We start from the raw sequence: 15,176 nt of genomic DNA on the forward strand, positions 1-15,176 counted from the left end.
GGGGCGGCCGGCGGCGTCGCGGCGGGGCCGGCGGCCGGCGCGGTCTGGGCGGCCGGGGTCGGCTCCGGCGGCTTGCTCGGGAAGAAATATTGCCAGCCGACCAGGATCAGGACCGAAACGGCAATGGCGGCGAAGAGGTTGCGCTGGTCGTTCATGACATCCTTTCCGACTGACGGGAGCGCGGAGGAACCGGATCGAATCCCCCCTCCGACCAGGGGTGGCAGCGGCAGAGACGGCGAACCGCCAGCGCCGACCCGGCCAGCGGCCCATGCACCTCGATCGCCTCGGCCGCATAGGCCGAGCACGAGGGCAGGAACCGGCAGCTCGGCGGCAGCAGCGGCGAGATCAGGTATTGGTAGGCGCGGATCGCGCCGCGCAGGACCACACCGACGGGGTTCATCACTCTCCTCACGCGCCGGGCGACGGCGTGACAGACTCGACGCGCAGGGCGCCGAGACGTTTTAACGCCGTGGCCAAATCCTGCAAGAGAAGAGAATATGGCCGCGTCAGGGTTTCGCGACGGCCGATCACCACGTAATCGAGGCCGGGCGCGGCACGGGAGGGAAACAGCTCGGCCACCGCCGCGCGCAGCCTTCGCCGGGCGCGGTTGCGGCAGACCGAATTACCCACCTTCTTGGAGACGGTGAAGCCGACCCGCAAGGAGTCGGCGTTCGCGTCCCGGTCCGGACCGGGCGCCGCCTGGAGAATCAGGCCGGGCGCCGCCCATTTGCGTCTGAGACCGGCGACGCGCAGGAAATCGGCCCGTTTTTTCAGCCGTTCGAGCCGCGCCGTCATCGCCCCTAGGCGGACAGCTTCTTGCGGCCCTGGCGGCGGCGGTTGGCGATCACCTTACGGCCGCCGACGGTGGCCATGCGCGCACGGAAACCATGACGGCGGGCGCGAACGATCTTGCTCGGCTGATAGGTACGCTTCACGAGGCTTCTCCGATGAACAGCGGGAACGGGAAAAAAGAGCGGACGTGTATAAGCCGGCGCGCCGGCCCTGTCAATCACGCCGCGCCCCCGTTCCCCCGCCGCCGCCCCGGCCGCGCGCCCCTCCCGCAACGGGTCCGCCTCAGCCCGACACAGCCAATGGAAGCCGCGCCACCCCGCCGACACCCCGTAACGTGCGGATCCGCCACCGGATGGCGAGATCGCCCCCCACCTTCTTCTTCTGCACCACTGGCGCCCCCTGGATATTCGGTCTATGATCGCCCTGTACTAACGAGTGCGGGTTTTTTCGATGTCCGTCTCCAAGGGCGGGGCTGATTACGCCCACCTGAAGCGGGAATTGGTTGGGCTGTTCGGGCATCTGCAAAAGATCCGTGCGGAACTGGCCGCTCTGAATCCCAACGGTTCCGCCGATCATTTCGGCGGCATGTCGGAGCAACTCGACGCCATCGTCGATGCCACCGAGGGCGCCACCAACACCATCATGGAAAACGTCGAGGCGATCGACGACCTGATGAGCAAGGCGCGCGCCCGCCCCGACAGCCCGCCCGAGCTGGCCGACACCTTCAATGCCGTCTCCGACCACGTCAATCAGGTGTTCGAGGCCTGCTCGTTCCAGGACATCACCGGCCAGCGCATCGCCAAGGTGGTCAATTCGCTGAAATTCGTCGAGGCGCGGATCAACGCGATCATCGTCACCTGGGGCCGCGACGAACTGACCAAGGTGGTGGTCGAACTCAACCAGGGGGCCGAGACCGAGGCCAAGGCCGAGGATCCCGACCGCGCCCTGCTGCACGGCCCGCAATTGCCCGGCCAGGGCCTGACCCAGAACGAGGCCGACACCCTGCTCGGCCAGGACGCCATCGACAAATTGTTCGGCTGAACCCGCCGGCCGCCCTCGGCCGCGCGACGCTCAGCCCTTGCGCAGAAAGAACAGCCGGGCCGGACCGTGGCCGCGCTGGTCGGCCAGGGTGAAGCCGGGCGGCGCCACCAGATCCTCGTCGGCGGCGACCTCGATCACCGCCAGCGCCCCGGGCGCCACCCAGCCGGCGGCATCAAGCGCACCCAGCGCCGCCCCCCCCAGCCCCTGATGATAAGGCGGATCGAGCAGCAGCAGATCGCAGGCGGCCTCGGCCGGCGGCGGGCGGGTGGCGTCGGCGCGCAGCACCCGCGCCCTGCCCTCCTCGCCCAGGCTGGCGACATTGGCGCGGATCGCCGCCAGCGACTCGGGGTGGGTGTCGAGGAACCACGCCCGCGCCGCCCCGCGCGACAGGGCTTCGAGCCCGAGCGCGCCCGAGCCGGCGAAGGCATCGACCACCCGCGCCTCCTCCAGCTCGACCAGCCCGCCATGGGCCAGCATGTCGAACAGCGCCTGCCGCACCCGGTCGGCGGTCGGCCGGGCGATGCGGCCGGGCGGCGCGACCAGACGGCGGCCCCTATGGGTTCCGGCGACGAGGCGCAGCACGGCCACCCTCCTTGGTCGGCTTGCCCGCCCCGGCCCGCGCCCGCCCGGCGGCGCGGCGCTCCTGGCGCTCCTCCTTTTCGCGCTCGCCGGCCGAGCGGGACTCGGCCTTCGGCTTCAGCACCGGCTTGGCCCCGCCCAATTGCTCGCGCAGCACCTTGCCCGGCACCTCCTCGACGGCGCCCTCGGCCAGGGTGCCCAACTGGAACGGACCGTAGGCGACCCGGATCAGCCGGGTCACCGGCCAGCCGAGATGCTCCATCACCTTGCGGACCTCGCGGTTCTTGCCTTCCTGCAACGACACGGTCAGCCAGGCATTGGCGCCCTGCTGGCGGTCGAGGATCGCCTTGATCGGGCCATAGGTGACGCCCTCGACGGTAACGCCCTGCTCCAGCCGCACCAGCACGGTCGGATCGACCTCGCCATGGACGCGGACGCGGTAGCGCCGCACCCAGGCATTGCCGGGCAGTTCCAGCCGCCGCGCCAGCGCGCCGTCATTGGTCAGCAGCAGCAGCCCTTCGGAATTGAGGTCGAGCCGCCCGACCGACACCACCCGGGGCATGTCGGCCGGCAGGGCGGCGAACACCGTCTTGCGCCCCTCGGGGTCGCGGTGGGTGGTGACCAGCCCGGCCGGCTTGTGATAGCGCCACAGCCGGGTCCGCTCCGGCTCGGCCACCGGCTTGCCATCGACCAGGATCAGGTCGCCGGCCTCGACCACCCGGGCCGGACTGTCGAGCACGGTGCCGTTGACGCTGACCCGCCCCTCGGCGATCCAGCGTTCGGCCTCGCGGCGCGAACACAGGCCGGCGCGGGCCAGCCGCTTGGCGATCCGCTCGCCGCCGGAAGAAGAAGGAGAGTCACTCATCGCCGCGCCGCCTCCACCAGGGCCGCCAGCAACGCCTGGTCGGCCGTTCCGATCCGGTATTCCGGATGCCATTGCACCCCGAGGCGGAACACCCGCCCCGGCATCTCGACGCCCTCCACCACCCCGTCGGCGGCGCGGGCGTTGACCACCAGCCCCGGCGGCACCGCGCCGATCGCCTGATGATGGGTCGAATTGACCATGATGTCATCCGCCCCGACGATCGCCGCCAGCCGGGTTGCCGGCGCGATCCGCACCGGATGGGCCGCCCGCTCGGCCGGGATGCCCTCATGCCCCGGCAGATGCTGGATCAGCCCGCCCCCCAGCGCCACCGCCAGCAATTGCGCCCCGCCGCAGATCCCCAGCAGCGGCAGCTCGCGCCCCAGCGCCGCCCGCAGCAAAGCCAGCTCGAACGCGGTCCGCTCCGGCTTGATCGCCCGGGTCTCGGCCGCCCGCTCGGCGCCATACAGCGCCGGATCGACATCGAACGCCCCGCCGGTGACGATCACCGCGTCGAGCCGGTCGAGCATCTCCGCCGCCAGTTCGGGATGATGCGGCAGCAGCAGCGGCACCCCGCCCGCCGCCGCCACCGCCTCGGCGTAATTGCAGCGCAGGGCGTACCACGGGCTGCGGGCGAATCCGCCGGGCGGCTCGCGGTCGAGGGTGAGGCCAACGCAGGGACGGCGCGACATCGCGACCGGGGCTCCAGAACAAACGAGGCGCTTCCTATAGCGTTCCGCCGCCGCCGAAGCCATGCTAAAGCGAAAGGCATGAGCCGGTTCATGCAGATCGCCCTGGCCGAGGCCGAGGCCGCCGCCGCGCGCGGCGAAGTCCCGGTCGGCGCGGTGCTGGTCCGCGACGGCCGCCCGCTCGCCGCCGCCGGCAACGAGGTCGAAGCCCGCGCCGACCCCACCGCCCACGCCGAGATCCTGGTGCTGCGCGCCGCCTGCGCCGCGCTGGGCAGCCCGCGCCTCGATGGCTGCGACCTCTACGTCACCCTGGAACCCTGCCCGATGTGCGCCGCCGCGATCGCCCTGGCCCGGATCCGCCGGCTCTATTTCGGCGCCTACGACCCCAAGGGCGGCGGCGTCGAGCACGGCGCCCGGGTGTTCGACCGCCCCACCTGCCACCATCGGCCCGAGGTTTACGGCGGGATCGCCGAAACCGCTTCCGCCGCGTTGCTGCGGGCGTTCTTTAAAACGTTACGTTAAAAACAGGCTGCTCCGCCCTTCGCAAGTTTCCGTTCGAATCCGATCGAACAGGATCGGCATCTTCAGCTTTCGACGATCCTGTTTCTTTGCCATGAGGCGCGATTCATCGCGCAGGGCAATCGGGTGAACGCGCCTGATAGCGCCCTGACGGCTGTTTTTCGTTGCGGCCTGTGGAAAACACGTCACAGGCCGCAAAATCAGGCCGGCGCAGCCAACAAATGTCCCAGGATTCCCATTCACCCGATTGCCCTGATTCATCGCGGCATACGACTTGATAATGTTTCGCATATGTTGTAGGAGAACGCAGCATCTTTAGAAGCTACACACAAAGGTTACGGCAGTCGAAGCGAACGGCACCCCGCGTGGCGCACATCCGTACACCCCCCGACGGCCCCATAAAAAAACACGCCATGAGGGTATTAAAATACATCGCGGGGTCATAGGTGATCAAATACACAATTACTATTGTCGCGGGATTAGTTCTGCTGGCGAACTTGGCAGGCATCCCTTTTGAATTCAAAGCAAATCCCTCGGAAATTCAGAAAATTTCCGGAGAACTATACAAGTTAAAACTTCCGGTTATTTTTCGCATAGCCGATGTTTCGACCGACAATTTGGATGAGATACGATCAACCCTGATTCTGAGAGAATCCGGGATTGCGCTTGGTCCCGCTCACGTTCTGCATGATGACATCAGACGCCTCGGCGGCGGCCGCTATTCTCACTGGGGAAAGTCACTCCTGTTTTCGTCATCGGATCATTCCGATCCTCGTTTCAACACCCATGATTACGCCATCACCGCGCGATTGTTCCCCCCGATTTGGCTCAACGGGTTAGCCATGGTTGTCGTGTGTTGGAGCCTGTTCCGGGGCCTGCGCCCAACCGGATCGGCTCACTGGGTGACCCGGATGTGCCGCCCCACCACTCTGCGCGGAACGGTACTGCTTTATTCCGGGATCTTTGCGGCGGCGACCGGAATGGCACTCACCCTTCACCGTCCGTGGCAGGTTCCCGCAGTTCAACCCGTTGCCGGCGGCGATCGCGGCGTCATCGAGCGCGCGGCATTCTATCGGCAGGCGAGTGGCCGTTACGATCTGGTTTTCCTGGGCGATAGCCGTACTTACTGCGGAATACATCCGGAATTGATTGACCCCATTCTGGGAACCCACTCCATAAATCTGGCCCAATTCTCCAATTGGTTCCCAACCCAGTATCCACTGGTGCGCGATCTGATCCCGCACATCAAGCCCGGCACAATCGTCGTCTGGTCGATCGGGCATCAAAATTTTTACTCAGGCACAAGCACACAGCTATTTTACAATATGCCACTCCTGACAACGCTAAAGCGTCTGGTTCTGGGAAAGCTGACCGATGGAGCCGACAGAAAGTCTCCCTTTATCCAGAGAGTCTACCCGATCCCACCCTTGATTGCGCTTCAGTATCTGTTCTGGAACGTGCCGACGAATGGATTGGGCGATAACGTTGCTTTCTTCAGCCCTCTGCTGCGGGCCTTCACAAAACGGGATGAAACACGTGACGACATCTACAGATGGCTGAACCGGGATCTCGTCGCCCTCCCCTCCCCCGAATCGCCACCCGAATCGCCCCCTGGGTCGCTGCCGCTCCCCACGCAGGATCGGGACGCCTGGGTCGCGCTGACCGGCCGTTTCCCGGAAGCCTCCATCGTCGAAAACAGGGACCAGGGCCATTTGGTCTCCTTGACCGCTTTTCTCGCGGGGGGAGGATATTACCGCGTTGAAATCGACCCCGCTTTTTTCCGTCGCAAACAGGCGGAGATGGGGCTTCAGCCAATCGACGATGCCCAAGCCTTGTCTCAGATCATTCCCGAGCCCGACGCCGGATTGCTCCGCCTGTTCGACACGATCCTGGCAACCTTCCAGGATGCGGGAATTCCCTTGATCGTCAACGAACTGGAAGAGGCGCCTTTCGTCTACCGGAATCCAATCGTCAGGGACAAGTGGCGCGCCTTCATGCGGGAACGGATCGAACCGAGGGTGCGCGCGGCAGGCTTTCCTTACGTTCGAACCGACCTCAGCACCCTGAAAGATGACGATTATTTTGACTGGGACCACCTCAACCAGAAAGGAATGGAAAAATACACCCCAATGATTGCCGAATCGCTTCGACCTTTTGTCGATAAAAACGAGCCTCGCCATGCTTTTTAATACGTTTGAATATCTTTTTTTCTTTTTGACGGTGCTGACCATCTCCTGGCTGACCTCCCCCTGCCGCCCCTTGCGACTCTGGGTTATTCTCATTGCAAGCTTTTGGTTCTACTTCTCCAACAACCACTGGCAAATCGCCCTGCTGCTCCTGACGACAACCATCGACTGGGCGCTCTGCCTGCGGATGGCCGTCGAAACCAACGAACGGAGACGCAAGCTTCTGCTTTCCGTCTCACTGATCTCGAATCTTGGCCTGCTTTTTTATTTTAAGTATTTCAACTTTTTTATTGGGAGCATTGTCGAGGGGCTTGCCTCAATCGGCTGGAAACTGAATTGGGTTGAGGCTCAGATCATGTTGCCGGTTGGAATATCGTTTTTTACATTCGAGGCCCTTAGCTACACGATCGACGTGTATCGGCGGCAAATTCCCGCCGAACGGCAATGGTCCCGGCTGGCTTTTCTGGTTTCCTTTTTTCCTCATCTCATTGCTGGCCCCATCATCCGCGCCGCCGACTTTTTTCCGCAGATAAATAAAAAGCCAACCCTGTCCCTTCATGATTTTGAGTTAGCGCTGTATCTCATCTTTGTCGGAATTTTCAAAAAACTCGTCCTGGCGGATACGCTTGCCATTTATGCCGACGCGGCTTTTGACGCACCACATTCCGTGGATTCGCTTGTCGCGTGGCTTGGCGTTTACGCCTTTGCCCTGCAAATTTTCTTTGACTTCTCGGGCTATACCGACATAGCCCGCGGCTGCGGCAAACTGTTAGGCTACGAACTGCCAGAGAATTTTCGCCGTCCCTATGTTGCCGTCAGCATCACCGATTTCTGGCGGCGCTGGCACTTGACCCTGTCATCGTGGCTTCGTGACTACCTGTATATTTCCCTCGGCGGCAACAGAATGAAGACAAAGTGGGGAGTCTACCGCAACCTGATGCTCACCATGCTGTTGGGGGGCGCTTGGCACGGCGCCGCTTGGCATTTCGTTCTGTGGGGGGGGCTTCATGGCGCCCTGCTCTGTATCGAAAGAGCGATCCCAGGTGGCACCGGTCGCCCGGGCCTGCTTCGCTCGCTGCTAGTGTTTCACCTTGTGGCGCTGATTTGGATCCCCTTCCGCGCCAAGGACCTCCCCTCCGCTGAGGCTTTGCTCGTTCAGATGGTTTCAGGCGGCATCGGGCCGGCCTACACCTACGGAATGGTGATCGCGGCCCTGATCATCGCCGCGTCATGGGGCTGGCAGTACCTCACCGAACGTGTCGATCTCCGCACCCACTATTTGGCCTTGCCCATTCCGGTCAAAGCCCTGACCTATAGCCTGATCGCCTTAACGGTGTTTGTCACAACCGCCGGAACTCCCAAAACCTTCATCTACTTCCAGTTCTGAGCCTTTCGACGCAGCGAAGAGTCCCCCCGTTGAGGCTCCCTATGGCTGGACGGTGACTGCCCAACTTTGGCACAAAGATGCCGTAAGGGGCCGTCCACACCAACAAGGGCCTTGCGGCCCTTGGCGGACGCGGGCGGAGCCCACCTCAAGCCGACCAGATCTGCTCCAGGCAGGCATCGACCAGCACCGGCCAGGGGGTCTGTTCGATCCCATGCACCGCCCGGATGCGGGAGCAATCCAGCACCGACCAGGCCGGACGCCGCGCCGGGGTGGGAAACTGGGCGCTGGAAAGCGGCTTCAGCACCGGCACCGTCAGGCCGCGTTCGGCGGCGCGGCGGAAGATGTGGGCGGCCAGGTCGTGCCAGGTGGTGGCGCCGCCGCCGGTGAAATGGAAGGTGCCGAAGCCGCCGGCCCCGGCTTCCAGTCGCGCCGCCAGCCGCAGGATCGCCTCGGCCAGCGCGGCGGCGCTGGTCGGGCTGCCGCGCTGGTCGGTCACCACCCCGATTTCGGCCCGCTCGCGGGCAAGGCGCAGCATCGTCAGCACGAAATTGCGCCCGCCCGGGCTGACCACCCAGGCGGTGCGCAGGATCAGGTGGGCGTCGAGCCCGGCCCGCACCGCCCGCTCCCCCGCCAGCTTGGAGCGGCCATAGACCCCGAGCGGCGCGGTCGGGTCGTCCTCGCGATAGGGACGCCGGGCGCTGCCGTCGAACACGTAATCGGTGGAGAGGTGGATCAGCGGCAGGCCGTGGACCCGGCAGGCCTCGGCCAGCACCGCCGGGCCATCGGCATTGATGGCGAAGGCCCGCTCCGGCTCGCTTTCGGCCTGATCGACCGCGGTATGGGCGGCGGCATTGACCACCAGGGTCGGGCGGTGGCGGTCGAAGGCGGCGACCACCTCGGCCGGACGGGTGATGTCGGCCTCGGCCCGGCCGCAGCCGCGCACCGCGTCGCCGCCGGCCCGGGCCAGGGCGCGGCCGAGCTGGCCGGCGCCGCCGAACACCAGGAGCGTCACCGCCCCGCCCCCGGGCCGCTCACCAGCCCTTGCGCGAGCGGCGGAAGCGGGCGGTCAGCCGGGCCAGCAGATTGGGCCGCTTGACCTTCGGCTCCGGCACCAGCGGCACGGCATGGACGCATTGGCGGCACAGGCTGCGCTCGGAAAATTCGGCCTTCAGATTGTCAACCCGGATCGCGGTCATCTCGGGGCCGGCGAACAGCTCGTAATAGGATTGGTCGAAATAATTGCCGAGGACGTGCTTCTTCGACCAGTCCTGACAGCACAGCAGCACCTCGCCGTTGGGCAGCAGGATGTTGTTGTCGTAGCCGGGATCGCGGCTGCACTGGAGCGGCATCGCGTGGCGGGGGGTGGTCGGCCGGGCGGTCTCGCTGGCGATCAGGGCGTCGTCGAGGCTGCCGGCGCGCGAATTGGGCTTCCAGCCATGCCGGCGCAGCCGCAGGCGGAGATGGGCCAGCCGGGGATCGACCTCGCCCGAATCGTCCATGGTGATCGCGGCGATCTTGGTGATGGCGCGGTCCTTGTTGGCCGCGCGCAGCAGGCCGAGCACCGCCTCGTATTCCGGGCTGGGCTTCCAGCCCGGCATGTTGCCGCGCGCGTCGGGCAGGTGGACCACCATCCGGTTGACCTGGGGCCCGTATTGCCGCATCAGCGCCAGCAGCTTTTCCGCGTCGGCCAGCGACAGGCGGAACAGGGTCGAATAGACCTCGACCTTGAAGCCGGACGACAGCGCCAGCTCAATCATCGCGATGCAGTCGGGATTGATGAACGGCTCCGACATGCCGCTGAAGACGATGGTGACATGCCGGGGGGTCTTGGCCAGGAAGGTGGCGAAATCCGCCAGCTTGAGCATCCGGTGCTCACGGATCGCCTCGCCATAGGCGGCGAGGAACCCCTTTTGCGGACAGGGCCGACACATCAGCGGGCAATGGATGTTGGTCGTGACCTCAAGCTTGGCCATGTCCGCGTACCCCGGAACAGAGGAAAACATCGGGCGGGACCGGCGGCCCCGCCCGAACCGGGCCTTACGCGCCGCGGCCGCCGTGCAGCGCCGACCACTGCACCGGATCGTGCAGGAACGAGCGCACCGCCTCGATGTCGGAACGGCTGAACGAGCCCGGACGGTTTTCCGCCACTTCCAGCACGTCCCACCAGTTGGCGAGGTAGTTCAGCTCGACGCCGATCTCTTCCAGCGACTTCAGCGCGCCGGGGAACACGCCGTAGAAGAACACCACGAACGAGAAATCGACCTTGCAGCCGGCCTCGCGCAGGGCGTTGACGAAATTGACCTTCGAGGCGCCGTCGGAGGCGAGGTCCTCGACCAGCACCACCCGGGCGCCGTCCTCGAAATCGCCCTCGATCTGGGCGTTGCGGCCGAAGCCCTTCGGCTTCTTGCGAACATACAGCATCGGCAGGCCGAGCCGCTCGGCGATCCAGGCGGCATAGGGAATGCCGGCGGTCTCGCCGCCGACGATCGCATCGACCGATTCATAGCCCGACTGGCGCAGGATCGCATTGCTCATCAGTTCGACGATGCGGGCGCGGGCGCGCGGGAACGAAATCACCTTGCGGCAATCGACATAGACCGGGCTGGCCCAGCCCGAGGTCAGGATGTAGGGCTCCTCGGGGCGAAAATTGACCGCGCCGATTTCCAACAGGATGCTCGCGGCGGTCAGCGCCGCCTGCTTCTGTTCATGGGTGCGGGAAACGGTATGTGCCATGGAACGCCCTCTCCTGGTCGGCTGCTTGTCGCGTGCGCGCTCTATAGGCACAATCGCCGATATCCTGCAAGCTCAGCGCAACGGAAAACAACAGGGGGGATGATGACCGAGGCAATCAGGCTCGACCGCGCCGGCGCGGTGGCGACGGTGCTGCTCGACCGGCCGGACCGGCTCAACGCGCTCGATCTGCCGATGTGGCGCGGCCTCGCCGCCGCCTTCACCACGCTCGCCGCCGACGATTCGGTGCGGGTGGTGGTGCTGCGCGGCGCCGGCACCCGCGCCTTCGCCTCCGGGGCCGACATCGACGAGTTCGACACGGTGCGGTCCACCCCCGAACAGACCCGCGCCTACGATGCCGAACTGCGCGCCGCCCTCCAGGCGATCCGCACCTGCCCGCAGCCGGTGGTGGCGGCGATCTGGGGGCCGTGCGTCGGCGGCGGGCTCGAACTGGCCTGCTGCTGCGACCTGCGCCTGTCGGCCCGCTCCGGCCGCTTCGGCGTGCCGATCAACCGGCTCGGGCTGGCGATGGCCCATCCCGAACTCGACACCATCCGCCGCATCGTCGGCCCCGCCATCACCCTCGAACTGCTGCTCGAAGGCCGCCTGCTCGACGCCGACGAGGCGCTGGCCAAGGGGCTGGTGACCCGCGTCGTCGCCGACGAGGCCCTGGAGGCCGAGATCGAGGCCACCACCCGCCGCCTCGCCGAAACCGCGCCGCTGTCGCACCGCTGGCACAAGGCATTCCTGCGCCGCCTCGACGATCCCACCCCGCTGACCCGGGCCGACGAGGAGGAAACCTACCGCTTCCTCGCCACCGAAGATTACGCCGAGGGCCTCGCCGCCTTCCGCGCCCGCCGCAAGCCGGTGTTCACCGGACGCTGAAAAAAAACGCGGGCTCTGCCCGCACCCGCCAAGGGCCGCAAGGCCCTTGGAACCCTTTGATGGTCGGGCGTGGCCGGCGCCTGTCAGCTTGGGCGATGGGGGTCAGCGCGGGCGAAGCCCGCAATCCTTTCCCGGCTTGGACAAGGTCGCCGACCATCGATGGGATCCAAGGGCCTTGCGGCCCTTGGCGGGTGCGGGCAGAGCCCGCGTCTTTTTCCCGCCCCTACCCCCGTTTGCGGTGCGGCCGGGTTTTGGGGGCGGGAGCGGCCAGGGCGCTGCCCCGTCCCGACAGCGACGGGTTGGTCATGAAATAGGCGTGGGCATTGAACGGGGTTTCGCCCGGATCGAGCCGGCGGTAGGTACCCTCGGCGTCGAGCAGCCAGCATTGTTCGGTGTCGCGCAGGTTGGCGACCATGATCTCGTCGAGGATCTGGGCGTGGACGGTGGCGTTTTCGATCGGCACCAGGGTCTCCACCCGGCGGTCCATGTTGCGGCCCATCCAGTCGGCCGAGGAGATGAACACCTTGGCCTGCCGCGACGGCAGCGGCGCGCCGTTGCCGAAACAGAGGATACGGGCATGTTCGAGGAAGCGGCCGACGATGCTGCGGACCCGGATCGTCTCCGACAGACCGGGCAGGCCGGGCCGCAGGCAGCAGATGCCGCGGATCACCAGATCGATCTGCACCCCGGCCTGCGAGGCGCGGTAGAGCGCGTCGATCAATTGCGGATCGACCAGCGAGTTGAGCTTGGCCCAGATCGTCGCCGGCCGGCCGGCGCGGGCGTGGGCGATCTCGGCCGCGATCAGGTCGAGCAGGCGCTGGCGCAGGAACAGCGGCGCGATCGCCAGCTTCTCCAGCCCCTCCGGCACCGCGTAGCCGGTCATGAAATTGAAGGTGCGGGCGGCGTCGCGGCACAGCACCGGGTCGCAGGTGAAGAACGACAGGTCGGTGTAGATCTTGGCGGTGATCGGGTGGTAGTTGCCGGTGCCGAAATGGACGTAGGACACCAGCTTGCCGTCCTCGCGCCGCACCACCAGCGACACCTTGGCGTGGGTCTTCAGCTCCATGAAGCCGAACACCACCTGGGCCCCGGCCCGTTCCAGGGTGCGGGCGAGGCGGATGTTGGCTTCCTCGTCGAACCGGGCCTTCAGCTCGACCATGCAGGTGACCGACTTGCCGGCCTCGGCCGCCTCGACCAGGGCCTTGACGATCGGGCTGTCGGCGCTGGTGCGGTAGAGGGTCTGCTTGATCGCCACCACCTGCGGGTCGCGCGCCGCCTGCCGGATGAACTGCACCACCACGTCGAAGCTTTCGAACGGATGGTGGACCACGATGTCCTTCTGGCGGATCGCGGCGAAGCAATCGCCGCCGAAATCGCGGATCCGTTCGGGGAAACGGGCGTGGTAGGGCGGAAACAGCAGATCGGCGCGCTGGTCGGTGATGATCTGGCGGGCATCGACCAGCCCGAGCCGGCCCTCGAACTCGAACACGTCGCTGGGGGCGGCGTGCATCTCGGCGACGATCAGCGCCTTGAGGTCCTCGGGGATGCCCGACTTGAAGGTCAGCAGGATCACCCGGCCGAGCCGGCGCCGCTTGAGGGCGGATTCGAAGGTCCGCACCAGATCCTCCGCCTCTTCGTCGATTTCCATCTCGGAATCGCGGATGACGCGGAACATGCCGCTGCCCTCGACCTCGAAGCCGGGGAACAGCCGGTCGAGGAACAGGGTGATGGCGTCCTCGAGCGGATAGAAACGGATCCCCTCGCCCGGCAGGCGGAGGAAACGGCGCAGCTGCGGCGGCACCGGCACCAGCGCCCGCAGCGATTCGCCGTCGCGCTGGCGGGTCAGCCGCGCCACCAGGGCGAGGCCGAGATTGGGGATGAACGGGAAGGGATGGGCCGGGTCGATCGCCAGCGGCGTCAGCGCCGGGAAAATCTGCTCGGCGAAGTTGGCGCCCAGCCAGGCGACATCCTCGGCCGACAGATGATCGGTCTTGACCACGTTGATGCCGACCGCCTGCAACTCGTGCTTCAGCTCGCGCCAGCCGCGATATTGGGTGGCCATCAGTTCGGCGGCGTAGCGGCTGATCGCCGCGAGCTGCTCGGCCGGAGTCAGCCCGTCCTGGCTGGGCGGGGACATCCCGGCCTCGACCTGCCCCTTGAGGCCGGCGACGCGGACCATGTAGAACTCGTCGAGATTCGAGGCCGAAATCGACAGGAAACGCAGCCGTTCCAGCAGGGGATGGCGCGGATTGAACGCCTCCTCGATCACCCGGGTATTGAAGGCGAGCCAGGACAGTTCGCGGTTGAAGAAACGATCGGACGGCAGCGGCGCCTCCGGTTCGGTGATCGCGGTCATCGCGGTGAGTCCTTCTGGCTCGGTTCGGAACAGGGGGAAACGGAGTCGGGAGACGGCGGCGCGGGATCGCCGGTGGCGGAGACCCCGCCGGCGCGCGACAGGCCGAAGCGCAGCACCAGCGCGGTCAGGCCGGCGGTGGCCAGGATCGCGCCGGCGGCGAGCAGGGTGCCCTGGGGATGGTCGGGCCCGAACGGCAGCCCGCCGGTGTTCATCCCGAAAAAGCCGGTGACGAAGGTCATCGGCAGGGTGATCACCGTCACCACCGACAGGATGTAGAGGTTGCGGTTGGTCTGTTCCGCCACCACCGCCGCCAGTTCCTCCTGGAGGATCGAGGCGCGGGCGCGGATTTCGTCGAGGTCTTCGAGATGGCGGCTGAGGCGGTCGTTGACCTCGCGCAGGTGGGTCTTGGCCCGCTTGGTCAGCCAGCTGGCGTCGTCGGCGCGCAGGCGGTAGAGCGCGTCGCGCTGGGGGGCGAGATAGCGCCGCACCTGCACCACCCCGCGCCGGCAATCGGCGATCGCCCCGCGCAGGCGGTGGGGGCCGCCCTCGCTCAACTGATCCTCCAGCTGCGAAATCGTCTCCTCCAGGTCATCGACCAGATCGCCGACATGGTCGGTGACCTTTTCGGCGATGCGGGCCATCAGCGCGCCGGCGCCGCGCGGCCCCTTGCCGTTCAGCATCGACAGGCGCAGGTCGCGCAGCGCGGTCAGGCTGTGGGCCTTGTCGCGCAGCGAGATGCAGCGGGTCGCCTCCATCCAGATGTGGATCGGCACCAGTTCGGAATCGAGGGCGCCGGGTTCGGGCTCGCCGGGACGGGCCTTGTTGACCCCGCGCAGCACCACCAGCAGGGCGTCATCGACATCCTCGACCCGGGGGCGGGATTCGTCGGCCAGCAGCGCCAGCGCCACCAGCGGATCAAGCCCGGCCTGCTCGCGCACCCAGTCCTGGGCGACCGGATCGTCGCGTTCGAGATGGATCCACAGGAAACCGTCGGCCGGGCGCCAGGCCCGCACCCCGGCCCAGTCGAGATCGAGATAGCCACCGCTCGGGGTGGCCAGCATCGCGAAACGCAGACCGGGTTCGAGCCCGGCGCAAAGGTCCCGATCCGCCGCCATCCTGCTTCCCGTCATCAGCCCGCGACCGGTGCGGG

The 15,176-nt window shown here is 66.5% G+C and carries 16 protein-coding genes; 5 read left to right on the forward strand and 11 right to left on the reverse strand.

What is annotated here, in order from left to right; genetic code table 11:
* Positions 1-151: 151 nt before the first annotated feature.
* Genes yidD through rpmH form a run of 3 tightly spaced genes read right to left on the reverse strand, consistent with a single transcriptional unit; the run spans position 152 to position 935 of the window.
* Entirely contained in the window at positions 152-400 is a 249-nt protein-coding gene (gene yidD / locus ACFSNB_RS15960) for a membrane protein insertion efficiency factor YidD (RefSeq protein ID WP_377318355.1), read from the reverse strand.
* An 8-nt stretch (positions 401-408) separates the two neighbouring features.
* A complete protein-coding gene (rnpA, locus tag ACFSNB_RS15965) occupies positions 409-795 on the reverse strand; it encodes a ribonuclease P protein component (protein ID WP_377318357.1) in 387 nt (128 codons plus the stop codon).
* A gap of 5 nt (positions 796-800) precedes the next feature.
* Complete coding sequence (rpmH, locus tag ACFSNB_RS15970) at positions 801-935, reverse strand: 50S ribosomal protein L34 (RefSeq protein WP_377318359.1); 135 nt, start codon at positions 933-935, stop codon at positions 801-803.
* Positions 936-1,242: 307 nt separating this feature from the next.
* On the opposite strand from rpmH, the gene ACFSNB_RS15975 reads away from it, so the two are divergent.
* A complete protein-coding gene (locus ACFSNB_RS15975; RefSeq protein ID WP_377318361.1) occupies positions 1,243-1,833 on the forward strand; it encodes a protein phosphatase CheZ in 591 nt (196 codons plus the stop codon).
* Between the two features lie 30 nt (positions 1,834-1,863).
* On the opposite strand, the gene rsmD is transcribed toward ACFSNB_RS15975, so the two are convergent.
* From rsmD to ACFSNB_RS15990, 3 genes are read right to left on the reverse strand one after another with little or no spacing between them, the layout of a single operon-like run.
* Positions 1,864-2,415: a 16S rRNA (guanine(966)-N(2))-methyltransferase RsmD gene (rsmD, locus tag ACFSNB_RS15980; RefSeq protein WP_377318363.1), complete on the reverse strand. Its 552-nt coding sequence runs from the start codon at positions 2,413-2,415 to the stop codon at positions 1,864-1,866.
* A complete protein-coding gene (locus ACFSNB_RS15985) occupies positions 2,387-3,277 on the reverse strand; it encodes a pseudouridine synthase (RefSeq protein WP_377318365.1) in 891 nt (296 codons plus the stop codon). Before ACFSNB_RS15985 ends, rsmD begins: the two co-directional genes overlap by 29 nt.
* The gene (locus tag ACFSNB_RS15990; RefSeq protein ID WP_377318367.1) at positions 3,274-3,966 is read right to left on the reverse strand and encodes a gamma-glutamyl-gamma-aminobutyrate hydrolase family protein; all 693 of its coding nucleotides are present in this window, start codon (positions 3,964-3,966) and stop codon (positions 3,274-3,276) included. The genes ACFSNB_RS15985 and ACFSNB_RS15990 overlap by 4 nt, the downstream gene beginning before the upstream one ends.
* A 78-nt stretch (positions 3,967-4,044) precedes the next feature.
* On the opposite strand from ACFSNB_RS15990, the gene ACFSNB_RS15995 reads away from it, so the two are divergent.
* The 3 genes from ACFSNB_RS15995 to ACFSNB_RS16005 all read left to right on the forward strand — a co-directional run bounded on the left by ACFSNB_RS15995 (position 4,045) and on the right by ACFSNB_RS16005 (position 8,055).
* Positions 4,045-4,485 (forward strand): nucleoside deaminase, encoded by a 441-nt coding sequence (locus ACFSNB_RS15995; RefSeq protein WP_377318369.1) that lies wholly within the window; start codon positions 4,045-4,047, stop codon positions 4,483-4,485.
* Positions 4,486-4,928: 443 nt separating this feature from the next.
* The gene (locus ACFSNB_RS16000) at positions 4,929-6,671 is read left to right on the forward strand and encodes a hypothetical protein (protein WP_377318371.1); all 1,743 of its coding nucleotides are present in this window, start codon (positions 4,929-4,931) and stop codon (positions 6,669-6,671) included.
* Positions 6,661-8,055: an MBOAT family O-acyltransferase gene (locus ACFSNB_RS16005; protein ID WP_377318373.1), complete on the forward strand. Its 1,395-nt coding sequence runs from the start codon at positions 6,661-6,663 to the stop codon at positions 8,053-8,055. Before ACFSNB_RS16000 ends, ACFSNB_RS16005 begins: the two co-directional genes overlap by 11 nt.
* Before the next feature lie 145 nt (positions 8,056-8,200).
* Here the strand turns inward: ACFSNB_RS16005 and rfbD are convergent, their stop codons facing one another.
* The 3 genes from rfbD to ACFSNB_RS16020 all read right to left on the reverse strand — a co-directional run bounded on the left by rfbD (position 8,201) and on the right by ACFSNB_RS16020 (position 10,788).
* Entirely contained in the window at positions 8,201-9,067 is an 867-nt protein-coding gene (gene rfbD / locus ACFSNB_RS16010) for a dTDP-4-dehydrorhamnose reductase (RefSeq protein ID WP_377318375.1), read from the reverse strand.
* Between the two features lie 19 nt (positions 9,068-9,086).
* Positions 9,087-10,028, reverse strand: a complete 942-nt coding sequence (locus tag ACFSNB_RS16015; RefSeq protein ID WP_377318377.1) for a radical SAM/SPASM domain-containing protein — start codon at positions 10,026-10,028, stop codon at positions 9,087-9,089.
* A gap of 64 nt (positions 10,029-10,092) precedes the next feature.
* Entirely contained in the window at positions 10,093-10,788 is a 696-nt protein-coding gene (locus tag ACFSNB_RS16020; protein WP_377318379.1) for an orotate phosphoribosyltransferase, read from the reverse strand.
* A gap of 102 nt (positions 10,789-10,890) precedes the next feature.
* Here ACFSNB_RS16020 and ACFSNB_RS16025 point away from each other — a divergent pair, with 102 nt between their 5' ends.
* The gene (locus tag ACFSNB_RS16025) at positions 10,891-11,670 is read left to right on the forward strand and encodes an enoyl-CoA hydratase-related protein (RefSeq protein ID WP_377318381.1); all 780 of its coding nucleotides are present in this window, start codon (positions 10,891-10,893) and stop codon (positions 11,668-11,670) included.
* 223 nt (positions 11,671-11,893) lie between these two features.
* Here the strand turns inward: ACFSNB_RS16025 and ACFSNB_RS16030 are convergent, their stop codons facing one another.
* The gene (locus ACFSNB_RS16030; RefSeq protein WP_377318383.1) at positions 11,894-14,026 is read right to left on the reverse strand and encodes an RNA degradosome polyphosphate kinase; all 2,133 of its coding nucleotides are present in this window, start codon (positions 14,024-14,026) and stop codon (positions 11,894-11,896) included.
* Positions 14,023-15,141: a zinc transporter ZntB gene (locus tag ACFSNB_RS16035; protein WP_377318385.1), complete on the reverse strand. Its 1,119-nt coding sequence runs from the start codon at positions 15,139-15,141 to the stop codon at positions 14,023-14,025. The genes ACFSNB_RS16030 and ACFSNB_RS16035 overlap by 4 nt, the downstream gene beginning before the upstream one ends.
* Positions 15,142-15,176 lie beyond the last annotated feature (35 nt).

This window comes from Phaeospirillum tilakii (genome assembly GCF_042683125.1).
GTDB lineage: Bacteria > Pseudomonadota > Alphaproteobacteria > Rhodospirillales > Magnetospirillaceae > Phaeospirillum > Phaeospirillum tilakii.

What these genes read in the sequence shown, in the direction of transcription:
- ACFSNB_RS15995 (WP_377318369.1), top strand. Translation starts at nt 4,045, where the DNA reads ATGAGCCGGTTCATGCAGATCGCCCTGGCCGAGGCCGAGGCCGCCGCC.
- yidD (WP_377318355.1), bottom strand. Translation starts at nt 400, where the DNA reads ATGAACCCCGTCGGTGTGGTCCTGCGCGGCGCGATCCGCGCCTACCAA.
- ACFSNB_RS16005 (WP_377318373.1), top strand. Translation starts at nt 6,661, where the DNA reads ATGCTTTTTAATACGTTTGAATATCTTTTTTTCTTTTTGACGGTGCTG.
- ACFSNB_RS16015 (WP_377318377.1), bottom strand. Translation starts at nt 10,028, where the DNA reads ATGGCCAAGCTTGAGGTCACGACCAACATCCATTGCCCGCTGATGTGT.
- ACFSNB_RS16030 (WP_377318383.1), bottom strand. Translation starts at nt 14,026, where the DNA reads ATGACCGCGATCACCGAACCGGAGGCGCCGCTGCCGTCCGATCGTTTC.
- ACFSNB_RS15990 (WP_377318367.1), bottom strand. Translation starts at nt 3,966, where the DNA reads ATGTCGCGCCGTCCCTGCGTTGGCCTCACCCTCGACCGCGAGCCGCCC.
- ACFSNB_RS16025 (WP_377318381.1), top strand. Translation starts at nt 10,891, where the DNA reads ATGACCGAGGCAATCAGGCTCGACCGCGCCGGCGCGGTGGCGACGGTG.
- ACFSNB_RS15985 (WP_377318365.1), bottom strand. Translation starts at nt 3,277, where the DNA reads ATGAGTGACTCTCCTTCTTCTTCCGGCGGCGAGCGGATCGCCAAGCGG.
- ACFSNB_RS16020 (WP_377318379.1), bottom strand. Translation starts at nt 10,788, where the DNA reads ATGGCACATACCGTTTCCCGCACCCATGAACAGAAGCAGGCGGCGCTG.
- ACFSNB_RS16035 (WP_377318385.1), bottom strand. Translation starts at nt 15,141, where the DNA reads ATGGCGGCGGATCGGGACCTTTGCGCCGGGCTCGAACCCGGTCTGCGT.
- rnpA (WP_377318357.1), bottom strand. Translation starts at nt 795, where the DNA reads ATGACGGCGCGGCTCGAACGGCTGAAAAAACGGGCCGATTTCCTGCGC.
- ACFSNB_RS15975 (WP_377318361.1), top strand. Translation starts at nt 1,243, where the DNA reads ATGTCCGTCTCCAAGGGCGGGGCTGATTACGCCCACCTGAAGCGGGAA.